Genomic DNA, 15,394 nt, shown 5'->3' with positions numbered 1-15,394 from the left:
CGGCCGCACCACACCACTCGTTCCGCCGGCGGCGGATCCTCCAGTGAACCGGACGCTCAGCGTTCGGTCCCGGCGCCCTGCGGCCGGCCGAGCCGGATCATGGCCCGGTACAGGCTGGTGGGGGTGGGGATGCCCGGCAGCGGGGGCAGGGGCGCGCCGGGGGCGGCGTAGGAGCGCAGCATGTGGCCGACGAGGCGGCGCCAGGAGTCGGGGGCGTCGTCGCCGGTGGCGGCCACCACGCCGGCGTTGGCCATGAGCAGGATGACGAGATCCTCCGAGCTGAAGTCCTCGCGCAGGTGGCCGATGGCCTTGGCGCGGTCCATGAGGTGGACGAAGCCGTTGTACGCCTCGGTGCGGCGGGCCTCCAGGGCCTTGGCGGCGGGAAAGGTCATGGTCAGGACGTCCGCGAAGCCGCGGTCGGCGGCCTGCATGGCACACACGGCCTCGATGTAGCCGACGAAGCCGTGCCAGGGGTCGGGGTCGGCGAGGGCTTCGGTGACGGCGGTGGCGTAGGCGTCCATGCGGTCGGCGAAGACGGCGGTGATGAGGTCCTCGCGAGTGGCGAAGCGACGGGAGAGGGTGGCCTTGCCGACGCCGGCCTCGCGGGCGACGGAGGCCATGGACGCGCCGAGTCCTTCGATGGCGTAGAGGCGGCGGGCGGCGGCGAGGATGCGGTCGCGGTTGCGCTCGGCATCGGCGCGCAGTCCCGTTCCGGGCTTCTGACCTGGGGTCTCGTCGGGAGCTGCGGATGCGGTCATGCCCCCATCCTAGCGAAGTGGAACAGGCGGCCCACTTGTGTTGTTACGCTGGCGACAGAGAAACGGGAAGCCCGTTCCACTTATCCGAGAGGACGTTGATCATGCGTGCCGTAACCCTGGACTCCGTTCCCGCCACCCCGACGGTGAGTGAGGTGGACCTGCCGCGCCCCGAGGCCGGCGAGCTGCTGGTGAAGGTGGCCGTCTCCTCCGTGAACGGCTTCGACGCCGCGACGGCGGCCGGCTACCTACGAGGAACGATGGAGCACCGTTTCCCCCTGGTGATGGGCAAGGACTTCGCGGGCACCGTGGCGGCCCTCGGCGAGGGAGTGGCGGGCTTCGCGGTCGGTGACGCGGTCTTCGGTGTGGTCATGAAGCCGTTCCTGGGCACCGGGTCGCTGGCCGAGTACGTCACCGTGCCCGCCGGCCACGGCGTCGCGGCGATCCCCGAGGGCCTTGACGTCCGGGACGCCGGCGCGCTGGGGGTGGCCGGGACGGCGGCACACGACAGCATCGACGCGATCGCCCTCAAGCCGGGCGAGACGCTGCTGGTGTCCGGTGCCACCGGTGGCGTGGGCGCGCTGGCCGTGCAGCTCGCCGCCGCGCGGGGCGCGAAGGTGATCGCCACCGCCCGCCCCGGCGCCCAGGCCGACTTCGTCACCGCCCTGACGAACGCCGAGGTCCACCTCGTCGACTTCACCGGCGACCTCGCGGCCCAGGTGCGCGCGATCGCCCCGGGCGGGGTGGACGCGGTACTGCACCTGGCGGGCGACGGCGCCCAGCTCGCGGGCCTGCTGCGGCCGGGCGGCCGGCTCGCCTCGACCCTCGGCTTCGGCCCCGACGCCGTCCAGGGGCAGGACGTCACCGCGCACGCGATCATGGCCGACCCAACCGCTGGGACCCTCACCGCCCTGGCCGCCGAGGTCGTCTCCGGCGCGCTGCGCGTCCCGGTGACCGCCACCTACTCCCTGGAGCAGGCCCCGGACGCCTTCGCCGCGTTCGGCTCCGGCGCGCCCGGCAAGGTCGCCGTCATCTGCTCCCGGAAGGAGAACTGATCGTGCCCACTCTCGCCATCATCGGCGCCGGCCCCGGCATGGGCCTGGCCATCGCCCGCACCTTCGGTGCCCGCGGCTTCGACGTCGCCCTGCTCGCTCGCACCCCGCGGAAGCTGGACGACCTCGTCGCCCGGCTCGGGCAGGAGGGCATCACGGCCGCCGCGTTCCCCGCCGACGTGCTGGACCGCCCGTCCCTGACCACCGCCCTGCAGGCGGCCCGCGTCCGCTTCGGCTCGATCGACGTGCTGGAGTACTCCCCGGCACCGGGGCATTCGCCGGTGCCCGGCTTCACCATGGCCGTTCCCAGCGAGGTCACGGTCGACAACCTCCAGCCGCAGATCGAGTACAACCTGTACGGCGCCGTCACCGCCGCCCGCGCGGTGCTGCCCGCCATGCGCGAGGCCGGGGCCGGGATGCTGCTGTTCACCACCGGCGGCGGCTCCGTCCACCCGATCCCCATGCTCGGCAACATCAACGCGGCCGCGGCCGCCCTGCGCAACTGGGTGCTCAACCTGCACAACGAGCTGGCCGGCAGCGGTGTCCTCGCCGCGCACGTGGCGATCAACACGTGGATCGGCGAGGGCGGCCCCGAGGGCATCCCCTCGGCCACGCCCGAGCAGATCGCGCCCCTGTACTGGGACCTGTACGAGCGCCGCGACCAGGCCGAAGTCGTCTTCAACGCACGAAGAGGGGCCCCGTCCACATTCCGGAAGGCGGGTTGTCCGGCCCGATCGCCACGACCGTGCAGGCAGCCCCCACCAGGAGAACGGCCAGCAGCAGGAAACGGGCCCAGGGCGACAGCAGCGCCCTCGCCGCGAGCGGCAGGCGGCCCTGCTCAATCCGCGAGTTGAGTGGCTTCAACACGGTCCTGGCCCTCGTCTCGACCTCGTCATGGTCCCGGAGACGCCGATCATCCCAGGACGGCCTCGCGGCCATCCGCACTGGGCACAACGCTGACCAAGGAGTTAGAACCTTGCCATGCCAAGCTTCGAGGTCACACCGATAGGTACCGTCCGGAACAACCGAACGGACGTCCAGCACACGGACAACTGGGGTGCCGTCCGCAGCACGATCATCGTCGACGAGCGCTTCGGCGAGAAGTGCCTGCAGGGTCTGGAGGGCTTTTCCCACGTGGAAGTCCTCTTCGTCTTCGACCAGTTCCCGGAACACGACGACTACCGCGAGCCCCGCCCCTACCGCGGCCGCTCCGACCTCCCACCCGTCGGTGTCTTCGCCGGCCGCGGCCCCCGCAGGCCGAACCGCATCGGTGTCACGTGCTGCGCCATCGAATCCGTCGACGGCCGCGAACTGACGGTGGTGGGCCTCGACGCGGTCTCGGGCACCCCGGTCATCGACCTGAAGCCGGCGATGGCGGAGTTCCAGGCGGAGAACATCAGGCAGCCGGAATGGGTCAGCCGCATGATGTCGGAGTACTTCCAGCCGTAAAGGATCCCCGGATGGCTGGGAACGCCGGCGGGGCGGCGTACGCCGATGTGGTGTCGGTGCGCGCCGCCCGTTCGCCGTGATGGCCAGGTTGGCCAGGGGGTGCTCCTTTGCTTACAGGCTGCGGGCGGTGATGTCGCCGTGGGAGGTGGTGGCGCGGATGGTGAGGGGGGCGGTGGGGCCGTCGGTGTTGGTGAGGGCGTTGTGGATGCGGCCGTAGCCGGTGCTGGCGTCCAGGGTGGCGGAGACTCCGTGGGCGGTGCCGACGGTGATGTCGCCCATCTGGGTGGTGGCCACGAGCGTGCCGCGCGCGGCCTCGGCGATGTGGATGTCGCCCTGGTGGGTGCTGATCTGTGCGGGGCCGGCCAGGCGGCCGATGGAGACGTCGCCGGCGGAGGCGGTGAGGCGGATGCTCGCGGCTTCGTCGATCTTGACCGCGCCGTGCGCGCCCTCGAAGACGATGTCGCCGAGCCGTCCCACGCACCGGAACTCGGCGCTGGCCGCCTTGGCCTCGATGCGGGAGCCGGCGGGCAGTTGGACGGTGATCTCGATGGATCCGGAGGGGCCCAGGTACTGGTTCTTCGCCGCCGGGGCGTCGATCCGCAGGACGCCGTCGCGGTAGTCGACCGTGGTCTGTTCCGCCGCCTTCACATCGCGGCCCTTGGAGGCGTTGGCGGGCAGGACCTCGACGGTGGTGTCGGTCCGGTCGGCGGCGATGAACTGGATGCGCCCGGCGGGGATGTCCAGGACGGCGGAGACCGGGGCGGGGGTGTCGAACTTCTGCATCGTTTCTGTAGGACGTTGCTGTGGGCGAGTTCGTCGACCAGCGCAACCTCCACGTGGCGCATGGTGGCCAATGTGGGGCGCCAGCCCGACTGCCCGGCCTATGAGAGATGCCGTAACACCCGGTGTTACGCTAGGGGTGTGGCAACCAAACGCTTCAGCATCAGCGCCTCGCCGGAGATCCACACGCTGATCAAGAACCACGCGGACGCGGCCGGTCTCGATGTCTCTGCCTACGTCATCGCAGCAGCCCTGGAGCGCATCGCGGAGGACGAGCGTGTTCGGGAAACGTTCGCCGAGATCGATGACGAGATCGCGGCGACCGAAGCGGCACCGGACTCTCCCCGTTCGGATACCGCAGCATCCGACGTCCGCCTGACCTCGGACGAGGAGCGTGAACTCCATGTGCTGCGCTCACTCATCCTCGACGACGGCCTGCGCGCCTCCAGTGGCGACGGGGCCGCGGCGTGACCAGGCACGTCGTGGTTTACGACACGGGCATGCTCATCGCCCTCCTTGACCGCCGCCCCAAAGCGCTGGCCCTGCACACCACGGCCGCTCGGGCCCGGCACCGTCCCATCGTGATCGGCCCGGTTGTGGCCCAGGTCTGGCGAGACAGCAGGCGCACCACCCACGAACTCGGCACACTCCTGCAGGAGTGCACGGTCATCCAGGCACGCGGTGCTCAGCCCGCCATGCGCGACATCCCCGCCTCAGCGGCCACCGTGCAATGCATCCCCTGCGCCGCTGGCTTCACTCTGCACGACTACAAGCGCGTCGGGCAGATACTCGGGAAGGCGACACTCCCGGCCAAGAAGCGGCCCGATGTCGTCGACGCGATGGTGGTCACCATTGGCGCCCTGCACCACCGCGCCGTGATCTGCACCAGCGACCCCGAAGACCTCGGCGCCTACGCCGCGACACTCAAGGCCGCCGAACTCACCATCAGCCGTTTCTGACGGTCGATCGTGGACCGGCGCCCAATCGTCAGGCCACTGTTATCCGGTCGGGGCCGCCGGTCAGGGCACCCCGGGCGAACAGGGCTGTGATGTCCTGGCCCAGCGCCGCGCGGATGTCCGGGCCCAGCCGTGCCCAGCCGAAGAAGTCCGCTGCCAACCGCACCAGCTCCTCCCCAGAAGCCCCGGGGCACTCGGCGGCCAGCTCGCGCAAAGCCAACTGCCGTTCGACCGGGGAGATGCGGCCGACCTGGCGCCTCACCTGGTCGGAGGGCCGGCGGGCCGTGACGCACGCCCGGCCAGGCATGTCCCAGAATTCCCCGTCCTTGCTGATCCGACCCGCCTGCTTCAGGCCCCGCAGGACGTGCTGGATGTTCGGGCGGATCCGGCTTCCTGCCCGCGTCACTCCCCACGTCTCGCGAACCCGCTGCACCAACAACTCCTCGTGGACGGGCCCCTCGGTCTCGATGACGCGCGCCAGGAGTCGCCGCAGTGCTGGCCGTGCCTCCGGCGTGTGCAATTCGGCGGTTGGGGTCGGAAGAAGCTCGCCGTGCCACGCCACGTAGGGGGCGCTCCACGTCCGTTCGGGCATGGTGTGCAAGACGACGGGCTCGGGCTCAGGAGCGACCGGATCCGGCACGAGGACGGGCGGTTTCGGCGTATCGGCCACGACGCTCAATGGCCCGTCGGCCACCGCGCGTTCGATCGCCTCGCGCAGCCGATCCATGGCCGCCTCGCGGTTCCGGTACCAGTCGGTGCCCCAAATGCGATGGAGTTTCCAGCCCTTGCCGGTCAGGATCTGTTCCCGCAGGCGATCGCGGTCACGCGCCGCCTTCGAGGAGTGGTACATGGCTCCGTCGCATTCGATGCCGAGCGTGAACGCGCCGGGCGCGTCCGGATGCCGCACGCCGAGATCAATGCGGTAGCCGGCGATTCCTACCTGCGGCTGGACGTCGTACCCCCAGTCGCGCAGTACCTGGAGCACCGACTCCTCGAACGGGCTCTCCGGCTCGGCATCCGGGTCCACCCGCACGTCCCTGGCGAGGACGGCCGGGCCTTTTTGGGCGTAGTCGAGGTACCGCTTGAGGCACTCAAGGCTCTTGTTGTCGCCCGCGTCGAGGGCGCTTCGGGAACCGCTCCGCGGGCACATGGTCCTCCACCGCGCGCGCCACGAGGTGCCCGACGTGGTGGCGAGAGAGCACTTCGGCCGCATCGCGATAGGCCCGCCACTCCTCCGGGCCGGTGGGATCGGACCGGAGGGTAGTGATGACCTGCTCGGCCTGGTCGAGCGGGCCGAGCAGGTCGGGGGCGAGCTGGGTCCGCCGGGCTTCGTCGAAGAGGGAGAGCAGCGCGCCTACCGCCGCCGTCCAGCGTTCAACACGCTGCTCGACGACGACGCACCAGTCCCGCAGGGCGGCGCGGGCGCCGTCGGTGAGCAGGCGAGGCAACGGGCCGCCGTCCGCGCCGTCGGACAGACGGGCGGTCAGGACGTCCCGCCGCTCGACGCTCCGGGAGAGGCGGGCGATGTGCTCGGCGGTCGCCAGCGCGTCCTCCAGCACCACCAGGTCCGCGGCGGCGCGGGGCGTGTAGCGGCCGAGAAGCGGGTGGTGGACCTCCGCGAGGCGGCCGATCTCCGCCGCCGCCTGATGCCAGGCCACCGCTTGGCCGAGCCGGGCGGCGATCTTCCGGTTCCACACCTTCTCGCGGGTGACCCTGGTGGCAGCCTCGCGATCGGCCTTGTACTGGTCGGAGAGTCGGGCGAACAGACCACGGTGCCGCTCGGCGAACCGCCGTGCAACCTCCGGCAGGTCGGCGGCCGTGCACACCGCCTCGGTGAAAACGTCTTCGGCCGCGGACCGGGCCGCGCCCTCCGTGGCCAGTGCCCGGCGCAGTTCGTCGCCCGCGGTGCGTGCCCGGCTGAGCTCGGCAGGGTCGAACCAGTGGGCCGGCGGTCGGTGGGCGGCGTCGATGAGGTCCGTGAGCCCGAACAGCATGAACGCCTCGTCGGGCGTGCCCGGCTTGGCCGCGCCCCAGGCGTCGGCGAGACGGGCGAGCTGGCCGGCCATGTCCTCCGGGAGTTCTGCGGCGTCGGGGGTGCCGATGGCGGCGTCGGGCAGTCCCTGCCGCATGGTGTGAACCGTTGCCTGGATCTCGTGCAGGGTTTGCGGCGCGGGCGTGCCGCCCTCGAACGGCCGGCGTTCGACGGCCACTCGCAGTGCGGCGAGCGCGTCGGCGGCCTCAGCGAGTACGGCCGGTGCCGAGGCGCCAACGAGGCCCCGCCATACAAAGGCGGCCCCCTCCACCGCCGGCCGCCAGGCACGGGAGAGCGCGTGGGCGGCGGTGAGGAGTTCCCGGAGGTCTTCGGCTCGCAGGCCACAAACCGCCCGGCGGTGTTCAAGCGAAAGGGCCAGTCCTGGCGCGTCGTGCTGTTCCAGGCGTACGAGCCGGCCCAATACATCATGCGGGGTGCGGTTCAGCGGCTGCCGGGGCTCGTTCATGGCGGCGGCGTAGCCGGAGAGCGCCTTGCGGAGCTCGCGGGCCCGCTCCAGTTCATGCGTCGCGGCTCCCCTACCAGGCAGGGCATGCGTGAGTGCCCGCCCGAGCTCGGTGGCGACCGTTTTTCTGCTGGTGTCGCCGCTGTGCAGGGCCAGCACCAGATCCCCGAGGCCGACCTCGGCAAGCCGGTTCCGGACGACGTCGAGGGCTGCGGCCTTCTCGCTGACGAACAGCACGCTGCGACCCGCGTGCATGAGGGCCGCGATGATGTTCGTGATGGTCTGGCTCTTGCCGGTGCCGGGCGGCCCGTTCATGACGAACGACCGGCCGTCCATGGCGGCTGCGACACACCGGCGCTGGGTGGCGTCGGCGTCCAGGACCAGCGGGGTCCGTTCGGGCGGCTGGATCTCGTCGATGCGGTCGAGGTCCGGTGGCTCGAAAGCAAGAAGGTCGTCCGGCAATCCGGCGTCGGGTCCGAGCGCGATGGCGCGGACCAAGGGGTGGGCCAGGATGCGGTTCTCGTTCTGTAGGAGGTCCTGGTACATGGCCTCCTTGTGAGAGGAGAACAGGCCGAGGATGACCCGATCCCGGACGGCCCAGCCCTGCTGGGTGGCGGCGATGCTCCGGGCCGTCGCGAGCAGGGCCTCGGGTTCCGCCGGATCGGCCTCGGCAACCGGGGACCAGTCGATGCCCATGCGTTCCAGCCGCACCGCGAGGGCCGGGTTGGCGACGCGATCCTGCTCCTCCGCGGCGCGCAGCCGCAGCCGTCGATCGCGGCCCGGGCGCAGTTCCACGGGCACCAGCAGCAGCGGAGCCTGGCTGACCTCCTGCCCGTTCTCCTCGCGCCACTCCAGCATCCCGATCCCGAGCCACAGCACCCACAGGCCGTAGTCGTTGTACATCTGCCGGGACTGGCGTGAGAGCCGCGTGAGGGAGGCATCGAGAGCCGCCTGTGTCGTCTTCTGCGTGACGATCCCGGAGGCGGGTGCCGGCTTCGCTTCCTCCGCCTGTCCTTCCCGGCTGGCCGCGACGGGCGCGAAGTTCATTCCCCGCCCCAGAGACCGAAGCAGTGTTGCGGTGTCCGGAGCGGTGACGTCCAGTGTGCCAGCCTTGGTGTGGCGGAAGTTCAGCAGCCGATTGCGGCCGCCCATGTCGACCAGGGACGCGCGGTATCCGTGCAACGCGTTCCGCAGACGAAGCAGATCGGAATTGCTGGCGCTCCCGGCACCTCCAGGACGAGACGGGTCAGCCGTGCAATGCACGACAGATCAGTATGACGTGGTGTCAGATGACGGCGTGGTCGATTGCGCAATCGAGCAACTCGGCGCCCGCCGCGCACGTATTTCCGATGGCTTTCAGCTCTTCGGCGCCGAGGTATCGGTAGCTCTGGGGCACCGTGAAGTCACTACAGGCGATCCGCAACGTCGCCAGGGACACACTGCGGCTCAGTCTGAGAGCGTCCGCCAGAATGAGCGCCGACATCACGGAGGCCCCGGACGCGTAACGGCCGTATTCGGCTTGCGAGATTCCCGTCCGGGATGCGACCTGCGGCCAGAGGCGGTCCGGCTCGTCGGCCACAAGGGCGTCGAGGTTCGCGGTTCCGATCAACGCCTTCTCGGGTGACGAGGCGTAGGGAGTCCTGGAGGCGGCCCAGCAGCCCGGCCGGGTATTCGATGAGCCAGTAACTCGCCGCCGCGGCCGGGATGGACACCGCCAGCACGATGGCCGTCGCGGCCCAGAAGCCGGCCGGGCTCTCGGCGGGCAGCAGCCCCGTCCGGTGCAACTGGAGCATGATCGGCTCGTGCCAGATGAACAGGCTGTAGCTGATCAGCCCGACGGGCGTGAGCCAGCGGGCCCGCAGCAGGCCGTGCCAGCGCGCCCGGCGCGCGGTGTGGACCGTGCAGAACAGCAACAGCCCCCACAGCGCCGCCGAAACCGGGTGGTAGAACGTGAACGCCACGTTCTCCGGCTTCGAACGTCAGCGACATCAGGTACAGGCCGGCCACCGAGGCCGCCGCCAGCACCGCCGCCGGGTGACCGGCCAGCCGGCCGCGCCCGCCCAGGGCGACCGTCAGCACGGCCAGGCCCATGCCCACCGCGAACCCGCCGAACCGGGCCCAGGGCCCGAAATACACCGGCCAGTCGGTGTGCGGCACTTCCAGCACATAGCGGGCGAACGCCAGCCAGCCCAGCGGCACCGCGAACAGCACCAGGCAGCCGCCGGCGCATCTCACCACCCGTGCGCGCCGGTTGGCGGCGGACCGGCAGACGCGCACCGCCAGCGGCCCGAGGAGGACCAGCGAGAAGTAGAAGATGACCTCCAGCGTCAACGACCAAACGGGTCCGATGGTGTAGAAGATCTGCTCGCGGTCGAAGGCGTGGGTGAACGTGAGGTGCTGGACGAGGTCGAGCCAGTTCCCCGCCGGTTCTCCAGCGGCGGATGGGCGCCCTCCGCGTCATAGCGGTAGTACTGCTGCCAGACGTGGAAGACGACCGTGTTCAGCGCGGCGATCCCGCGGTAGCCCTGGATCTCCTGGGCCCGGCTCCGCCCGCCGCCGCCGTCGTTCCCCGTGCCGGTGCCGCCGCCGGTGCCGTTGCCGCTCACCGCCGCGTCACCGCCCTCGCCGCCGCCCGCGGGGTCACCCGCCACTGCCGGTCGCCCAGCGCCTCCTTCAAGTGGGCCTGCCGGGCCACCATGTTCTTGAAGTGGGTGTAGGAGAACGTCGACAGCACCGCGTAGCCGATGAACCAGCGCTTGCGCGGGCGCAGTTCGGGCGCGGCCAGCCGCCAGGCGAACGCGGCCTGCACCAGCTCGGCCGACATCGTGAACAGCACGGCCAGCAGGCAGACCGGCACCGCCCAGTCGAGCCGGTCCACCCCGCCCGCGCGCCACGCCGAGAACAGCAGGACCGGCAGGATCTGGAGCGTGAGCCACGGCTGCACCTCGCGCCAGCCGAGCAGCACGGCGAGGCCCGCCTTCTGACGGAGAGTCAGAACCAGTGAAACGCAGTTCCTGCCACAGGTGGCGGAGCGAGACCTGGAGCCAGCCCTGGGCCCAGCGGGAGCGCTGGTGCCACAGCGGCTTCAGCGTGGTGGGTGCCAGTTCGAGCGCGCAGAGAGCACGGGCGCAATCTCCTTACGTCCGGGACCGTGGGCAGCGGGGAGCGCGAGCGCGCGCCACGGCAGGCCCGGACAGGTCAAAACGGGCGTAACGCCGGTATTAATCGCTTGTGCGCATCGCCGGTGTCATGGGGGTGAGTTGTGCGGTCGCGGCGGGGAACGGCTGGAGGAGCCCGGCGAGTTCGCGTGGGGACCCCTCCCGGGGCGCCGCCCGTACGGTGAGGGCATGGGCGGGAACGCGAAGTGGATGCGGACGGCACGGCGGGCGCGTGGGCGGGCCGTCGCGGTGGTGACGGCGATGGCCGTGGCGGGCCTGCTGGCCGGCTGTGGCTCGGACGGTTCCGGGGACTCACCGGAGGCGGCGGAGAGCCCGCGGCCCGAGGACTCCTCGTCGGCGCCGGAGCCGGAACCCGAGACCGAGGAACCGGAACCCGAGCCCGAGCCGGAGACGGAGCCGTCCTCGCCCTGCTACGACGGCCAGTGCGAGGTCACCGTCTCGGCGGGCACCGAAATCCCGGTCGACAGCGGCGCGTTCGGGGTGACGACCCTGTCGATCACATCGATCGAGGAGGTGCACGCGGGCTCGTTCAGCTCACCCGCCGTCCTCTTCGACGGCTATGACGGGACCGAGCGCGTCGGCAGCTTCTCCTGCGGCCTGGGCTCCTCCTGCACCTTCAACGAATCGCTCACCGTCGTGCCCACCGAGGTGGACGTCGATGCCGGGACCGCTCTCCTGGCCCTCACGCCCGAGCCCGCCGCCGACTGAACGAGCCCGGGCCGGGCGAGACGGCGGCGCCGAAAGAAACCGGGCAGCGCGGTAAACATCCCGCGGCCGCCACCGCGTTCTACAGGTGGCAGGCCACGAGACCCCGCGGAGCGGACGGTGGATTTCGACGACTACGTGCTGACGCGCGGAGACGCGCTGCTGCGCTTCGCGTACGTGATGTGCGACGACGCCCAGCGCGCCGAGGACTTCGTGCAGGAGGCGTTGGTCCGGTGTCACCGCCGATGGCGGCGGATCGAGCGCGACGCCGGCCTGGACGCCTATGTCCGCAAGGCGATCGTGCGGCAGTACCTGTCCTGGCGGCGGCGCAGAGCCGCGGAGGACCGGCCCACCGACGCGCTGTCCGACACGCGCGGCCGGCCGGACGGCGCGATCGAGGCGATCGGCGAGCGTGACGCCATGTTGCGGTTGCTGGCGGAGCTGCCGCGTCGGCAGCGTGCCGTCCTCGTGCTGCGTTACTACGAGGACCTTCCCGACGGGCAGATCGCCGAGTTGCTGAGCTGTTCGACGGCGACCGTGCGCGTGCACGCCAGCCGGGGCCTCGCGCGGTTGCGCCGCCATCCCGAACTGGCCGGCCTGGTCGCAGTGGCCGAGGAGGAGGCATGAGCAGGGAGACCGGCGACGCGGAGTTCGAAGCGGCGGTGCACGAGGCGTTCGCCCACCAGGCGCGGCACGCCCCCACCGCGGCGGGCCTGTTGGAGGCGGTCAAGGCACGCCGCCGGCGGCGCGTGCGCGGCCGCGTCCTGATCGCGGCGGTGGCCACGGCCGTGGCGGCGTCCGGAACGCTGATCGGCACACACCTGCCGGGCGGTGGCGCGGACGCCACCGGGTCCGCGGCGGTGCGGCCCGATCCGGGGATCTTCGCGGCCGACGAGATCGATCTGTGCCTGATCCGGGAGAACGGCCGACTGGCCGAGGTGATGCTCTTCGCGGAGGCCGGCGGCGAGGAACTCCAGACCGAGGTCTCCGCCTCGGCCGGGCAGCCGTTCCATGTCCACGCCGAGCACACCCCGGACTACACCGTGCGCCTCGATGTGCTGCGGGGGACGCCCGCCGGGGAACCGCTGGCCAACGCCCGCGAGACCTCGCTCGGCGACCGTGCCGGCCGCATCGGCGACGCGCCGGGGGGCGGCGGGCGAGTCCTGAGCCTGGAGACCGGAACGGAAGGCGTCGTGCTCCGCCTCGGTGTCGAGGGCACCGGCCCGGGCGATGCCCAACTGCTCGCCTGGGCACGGAAGATCAACGTCAGCGGCGACCGGGCGGCGTGCGATGCGTGAGACCGCGGCCGGTCCGGCCGTGGTCCGGGAAATCCGAGGGGATGAAACGGAATGAACGACGTGCCCGGCACCCGAACCCGCCGGCAGGCGGGAGCGACGAGACGGCGGTTCATCGGCGCGGCCCTGCTGTCGGGCGCGGCGCTGGCCGCGACGACCGGCGCCGTGAGCCGGTGTGCGGCGGGAGAGGAGACGGAAGGGGACGGCGCGGCCGGCGACCCCGTCGGCCGGTTCCTCGCCGACGCGGTCCCGGACGACGCCGGACTGACGGCGATCGTGGTCCGCGGCGACGAGGTCGTTCACTGCGGGGGCATGGGCCTGGCCGACCACGCGGCGGGTATCGGGAACGGCTGCGACACGGTCTTCGACATCGGCTCGATCACCAAGCAGTTCACCGCCGCGGCGATCCTGAAGCTGGAGATGGCCGGCGCGCTCTCGACGAACGATCCGCTGGGCGCGCACGTGGCGGGCCTGCCCGATGACAAGCGCGCCATCACCCTGCACCAGCTCCTGACCCACACGGCGGGTCTGATCGATATGCTCGGCGGCGACTACGACGTTCTGTCCCGGGAGGACATGCTGGCCGCCATGGGCGGCTCCGAGCTGCGCTCGGCCCCGGGCAGCCGGTACCACTACTCCAATGTGGGCTACAGCGTGCTGGCCGCGGTGATCGAGCAGGTCTCGGGTGAGGGATACGAGCAGTTCCTCTCCCGGCACCTGTTCGCTCCGGCCGGAATGACCCGGACCGGCTATGTGCTGCCGCGCTGGGACGAGGCGGAGATCGCGGTGGAGTACGACGGAGCCGGCACCGCGCTGGGCAGGCCGAACGAGCACCCCTGGGACCGGGACGGCCCCTACTGGAACCTGCGGGGCAACGGCGGCATCCTGTCCACCGCGCCGGACATGCACCGCTGGCACCGCGCGCTGGACGGCGACGGCGTGCTGTCCGAGGCGGCGCGGAACAAGCTGTTCGAGCCCCATGTGCGCGAGGACGGCGGGGACACGTTCTACGGGTACGGCTGGGTGGTCACGGAGCGGGACGGCCGCCGGGTGGTCTGGCACAACGGCGGCAACGGCTCGTCCTACGCCGAGTTCGCCCGGCTGCTGGACGACGGGCTGATGGTGTTCTGGGCCACCAACCGAGTCGCCAAGGACGGCGATTGGAACCTTGAGGAGCTGGGGCTGACCGGGGGCATGGCGGACAGCGTCGGACCGGCCTGATGCCGGGCCGACCGCTGCCGTTAGGATAAATGAAAACCGTAGTCGTTTTCGTTACTCCTGGAGGTCGCGCATGTCCGCGCACTGCCAGCTCACCGGGCGAACGCCCGCCTTCGGCAACCGCATCTCGCACTCCCACCGCCGGACCCGCCGCCGGTTCGACCCCAACATCCAGCACAAGCGCTACTGGCTGCCCAGCGAGGGCCGTTACGTCCGGCTGACGCTGAGCGCCAAGGGGATCAAGACCGTTGACGTCATCGGCATCGAGGCCGCGGTGGCCCGCATCCGCGCCCGCGGCGAGAAGATCTGAGGAGGGGAACGCCATGGCCAAGCGCAGCAAGATCGCCAAGAACGAGCAGCGCATGCAGATCGTCGCCCGGTACGCCGAGCGCCGCGCCGAGTTGAAGGAGATCATCCGCAACCCGCGCTCCTCCGCCGCCGAACGGGAGGCCGCGCAGGCCGAACTGCGGCGCCAGCCGCGGGACGCCAGCGCCACCCGCGTGCGCAACCGCGACAGCGTCGACGGCCGCCCCCGGGGGCACCTGCGCACGTTCGGGCTCTCCCGGATCAACGTCCGCAACATGGCGCACGCCGGGCAGTTGCCGGGGGTCACCAAGTCCAGTTGGTGACCGGGGAGTCGGGCGGTCGGACGGCCTATTGAAAATGGTTTTCATGAGGGATAGCGTGCTCATGTCCACTCACACGAGCCGGAGGTCTTCTCATGACCGCACCCGCCGTCCGTACCGTTCTCCTCTCGGGGGCCGTCCTGGCCGCGCTCGGCCTGGCGGCCGCGCCGACGCAGGCCGCCGCCCCGGTCACGCTGTCCGAAGGGCACGTCGACGTCGTCGACATCGCCTATGAGGGCGGCGCGCTGGAACTGGGCCTGCACGACAGCACCACCGGCACAGGCGTCGAGCGCGATCCCGCCGAAGTCACCCTGCATGTGAAGGCGGAGGCGCAGACGCAGGTGCCCAACAACAGCGCCTACGCCTTCCTCGGCTCCCCCGGCGATCCGGTATGGATACTTCCGCAGTCGGAGAACCCCGACCTGCTCTTCGCCGGGTGGGCCGCCCATGAGGTGCCCTCGGGCACCTTCCAGAACAACAGCGTTCAGCTCGGACTGACCGCCGTCAGCGGCCCGGCCGACGTCAGCGTGTACAACACCGCCCTGTCCGGGCCGGTCAAGCGGTTCGACAGCGGCGACGGGCTGCCCGACTCCGTCGCCGTGTCCGCCGGCGCCCACCACCACGCCAACTGGGCGTTCGAGGCTGAAGGTGACTACACGCTCACCTTCCAGGCGACGGGCGTGCTGCTGGACGGCACGACCGTCACTTCCGACCCGGTCGACTACCACTTCACGGTTGGCTGACCACCTCACCGGCTGGGGCTGTCTGACAGTTCCCGTCGGATCAGTGCCCGGCGTCTGGTGCCGTGCTCCCCCAGGCCCTGGGGGCCTGGGAGGTACCCCCAGCAAGGCGGAGTATCGCAGCTCGTACTTGGCCGTACTCGC

At 71.2% G+C, this 15,394-nt stretch carries 20 protein-coding genes; 12 read left to right on the top strand and 8 right to left on the bottom strand.

Annotation, left to right across the window (positions count from 1 at the left end; genetic code table 11):
* Positions 1-56: 56 nt before the first annotated feature.
* A complete protein-coding gene (locus RM590_RS27100; RefSeq protein WP_311707350.1) occupies positions 57-758 on the bottom strand; it encodes a TetR/AcrR family transcriptional regulator in 702 nt (233 codons plus the stop codon).
* A gap of 101 nt (positions 759-859) precedes the next feature.
* Here RM590_RS27100 and RM590_RS27095 point away from each other — a divergent pair, with 101 nt between their 5' ends.
* The 3 genes from RM590_RS27095 (at position 860) to RM590_RS27085 (ending at position 3,256) form a co-directional block, all read left to right on the top strand.
* Positions 860-1,810, top strand: a complete 951-nt coding sequence (locus tag RM590_RS27095) for an NADP-dependent oxidoreductase (protein WP_311707349.1) — start codon at positions 860-862, stop codon at positions 1,808-1,810.
* 2 nt (positions 1,811-1,812) lie between these two features.
* Positions 1,813-2,661 carry an SDR family NAD(P)-dependent oxidoreductase gene (locus RM590_RS27090; RefSeq protein ID WP_311707348.1) on the top strand — a complete coding sequence of 283 codons (849 nt, stop codon included), beginning with the start codon at positions 1,813-1,815 and terminating at the stop codon, positions 2,659-2,661.
* Positions 2,662-2,788: 127 nt separating this feature from the next.
* Positions 2,789-3,256 (top strand): SAM-dependent methyltransferase, encoded by a 468-nt coding sequence (locus RM590_RS27085; protein WP_311707347.1) that lies wholly within the window; start codon positions 2,789-2,791, stop codon positions 3,254-3,256.
* Between the two features lie 111 nt (positions 3,257-3,367).
* Here RM590_RS27085 and RM590_RS27080 read toward each other — a convergent pair whose 3' ends face one another.
* Positions 3,368-4,039 (bottom strand): DUF4097 family beta strand repeat-containing protein, encoded by a 672-nt coding sequence (locus RM590_RS27080; protein ID WP_311707346.1) that lies wholly within the window; start codon positions 4,037-4,039, stop codon positions 3,368-3,370.
* A 138-nt stretch (positions 4,040-4,177) separates the two neighbouring features.
* Here RM590_RS27080 and RM590_RS27075 point away from each other — a divergent pair, with 138 nt between their 5' ends.
* Both RM590_RS27075 and RM590_RS27070 read left to right on the top strand, forming a co-directional pair.
* Entirely contained in the window at positions 4,178-4,507 is a 330-nt protein-coding gene (locus RM590_RS27075; RefSeq protein WP_311707345.1) for a plasmid mobilization protein, read from the top strand.
* Positions 4,508-4,536: 29 nt separating this feature from the next.
* A complete protein-coding gene (locus RM590_RS27070) occupies positions 4,537-4,995 on the top strand; it encodes a hypothetical protein (RefSeq protein ID WP_311707344.1) in 459 nt (152 codons plus the stop codon).
* A gap of 28 nt (positions 4,996-5,023) precedes the next feature.
* Here the strand turns inward: RM590_RS27070 and RM590_RS27065 are convergent, their stop codons facing one another.
* From RM590_RS27065 to RM590_RS27040, 6 genes are all read right to left on the bottom strand, one after another.
* Positions 5,024-6,142, bottom strand: a complete 1,119-nt coding sequence (locus RM590_RS27065) for a DUF3320 domain-containing protein (RefSeq protein WP_311707343.1) — start codon at positions 6,140-6,142, stop codon at positions 5,024-5,026.
* Positions 6,084-8,639, bottom strand: a complete 2,556-nt coding sequence (locus RM590_RS27060) for a DUF4011 domain-containing protein (protein ID WP_311707342.1) — start codon at positions 8,637-8,639, stop codon at positions 6,084-6,086. The genes RM590_RS27065 and RM590_RS27060 overlap by 59 nt, the downstream gene beginning before the upstream one ends.
* Positions 8,640-8,772: 133 nt before the next feature.
* Positions 8,773-9,096 (bottom strand): hypothetical protein, encoded by a 324-nt coding sequence (locus tag RM590_RS27055; protein WP_311707341.1) that lies wholly within the window; start codon positions 9,094-9,096, stop codon positions 8,773-8,775.
* Positions 9,093-9,818: a hypothetical protein gene (locus RM590_RS27050; protein ID WP_311707340.1), complete on the bottom strand. Its 726-nt coding sequence runs from the start codon at positions 9,816-9,818 to the stop codon at positions 9,093-9,095. The genes RM590_RS27055 and RM590_RS27050 overlap by 4 nt, the downstream gene beginning before the upstream one ends.
* Complete coding sequence (locus RM590_RS27045; protein ID WP_311707339.1) at positions 9,815-10,093, bottom strand: hypothetical protein; 279 nt, start codon at positions 10,091-10,093, stop codon at positions 9,815-9,817. Before RM590_RS27045 ends, RM590_RS27050 begins: the two co-directional genes overlap by 4 nt.
* A complete protein-coding gene (locus tag RM590_RS27040; RefSeq protein ID WP_311707338.1) occupies positions 10,090-10,452 on the bottom strand; it encodes a hypothetical protein in 363 nt (120 codons plus the stop codon). Before RM590_RS27040 ends, RM590_RS27045 begins: the two co-directional genes overlap by 4 nt.
* Before the next feature lie 382 nt (positions 10,453-10,834).
* On the opposite strand from RM590_RS27040, the gene RM590_RS27035 reads away from it, so the two are divergent.
* The 7 genes from RM590_RS27035 to RM590_RS27005 all read left to right on the top strand — a co-directional run bounded on the left by RM590_RS27035 (position 10,835) and on the right by RM590_RS27005 (position 15,253).
* Positions 10,835-11,374 (top strand): hypothetical protein, encoded by a 540-nt coding sequence (locus RM590_RS27035; RefSeq protein ID WP_311707337.1) that lies wholly within the window; start codon positions 10,835-10,837, stop codon positions 11,372-11,374.
* Between the two features lie 117 nt (positions 11,375-11,491).
* Entirely contained in the window at positions 11,492-11,998 is a 507-nt protein-coding gene (locus RM590_RS27030; protein WP_311707336.1) for a SigE family RNA polymerase sigma factor, read from the top strand.
* Positions 11,995-12,669: a hypothetical protein gene (locus tag RM590_RS27025; RefSeq protein ID WP_311707335.1), complete on the top strand. Its 675-nt coding sequence runs from the start codon at positions 11,995-11,997 to the stop codon at positions 12,667-12,669. The genes RM590_RS27030 and RM590_RS27025 overlap by 4 nt, the downstream gene beginning before the upstream one ends.
* Before the next feature lie 51 nt (positions 12,670-12,720).
* Positions 12,721-13,887 carry a serine hydrolase domain-containing protein gene (locus RM590_RS27020; RefSeq protein ID WP_311707334.1) on the top strand — a complete coding sequence of 389 codons (1,167 nt, stop codon included), beginning with the start codon at positions 12,721-12,723 and terminating at the stop codon, positions 13,885-13,887.
* A gap of 70 nt (positions 13,888-13,957) precedes the next feature.
* A complete protein-coding gene (gene rpmB / locus RM590_RS27015; protein WP_311707333.1) occupies positions 13,958-14,194 on the top strand; it encodes a 50S ribosomal protein L28 in 237 nt (78 codons plus the stop codon).
* A gap of 13 nt (positions 14,195-14,207) precedes the next feature.
* Positions 14,208-14,513, top strand: a complete 306-nt coding sequence (gene rpsN, locus RM590_RS27010; RefSeq protein ID WP_311707332.1) for a 30S ribosomal protein S14 — start codon at positions 14,208-14,210, stop codon at positions 14,511-14,513.
* 92 nt (positions 14,514-14,605) lie between these two features.
* Complete coding sequence (locus RM590_RS27005; RefSeq protein ID WP_311707331.1) at positions 14,606-15,253, top strand: choice-of-anchor M domain-containing protein; 648 nt, start codon at positions 14,606-14,608, stop codon at positions 15,251-15,253.
* Positions 15,254-15,394: the final 141 nt, after the last annotated feature.

It is taken from the genome of Streptomyces litchfieldiae (assembly GCF_031845365.1).
In the GTDB taxonomy this organism is placed as follows: Bacteria; Actinomycetota; Actinomycetes; order Streptomycetales; family Streptomycetaceae; genus Streptomyces; species Streptomyces litchfieldiae.
The sequence above is the reverse complement of the archived record's forward strand: the minus strand, read 5'-3'. Positions and strand labels throughout refer to the sequence as shown.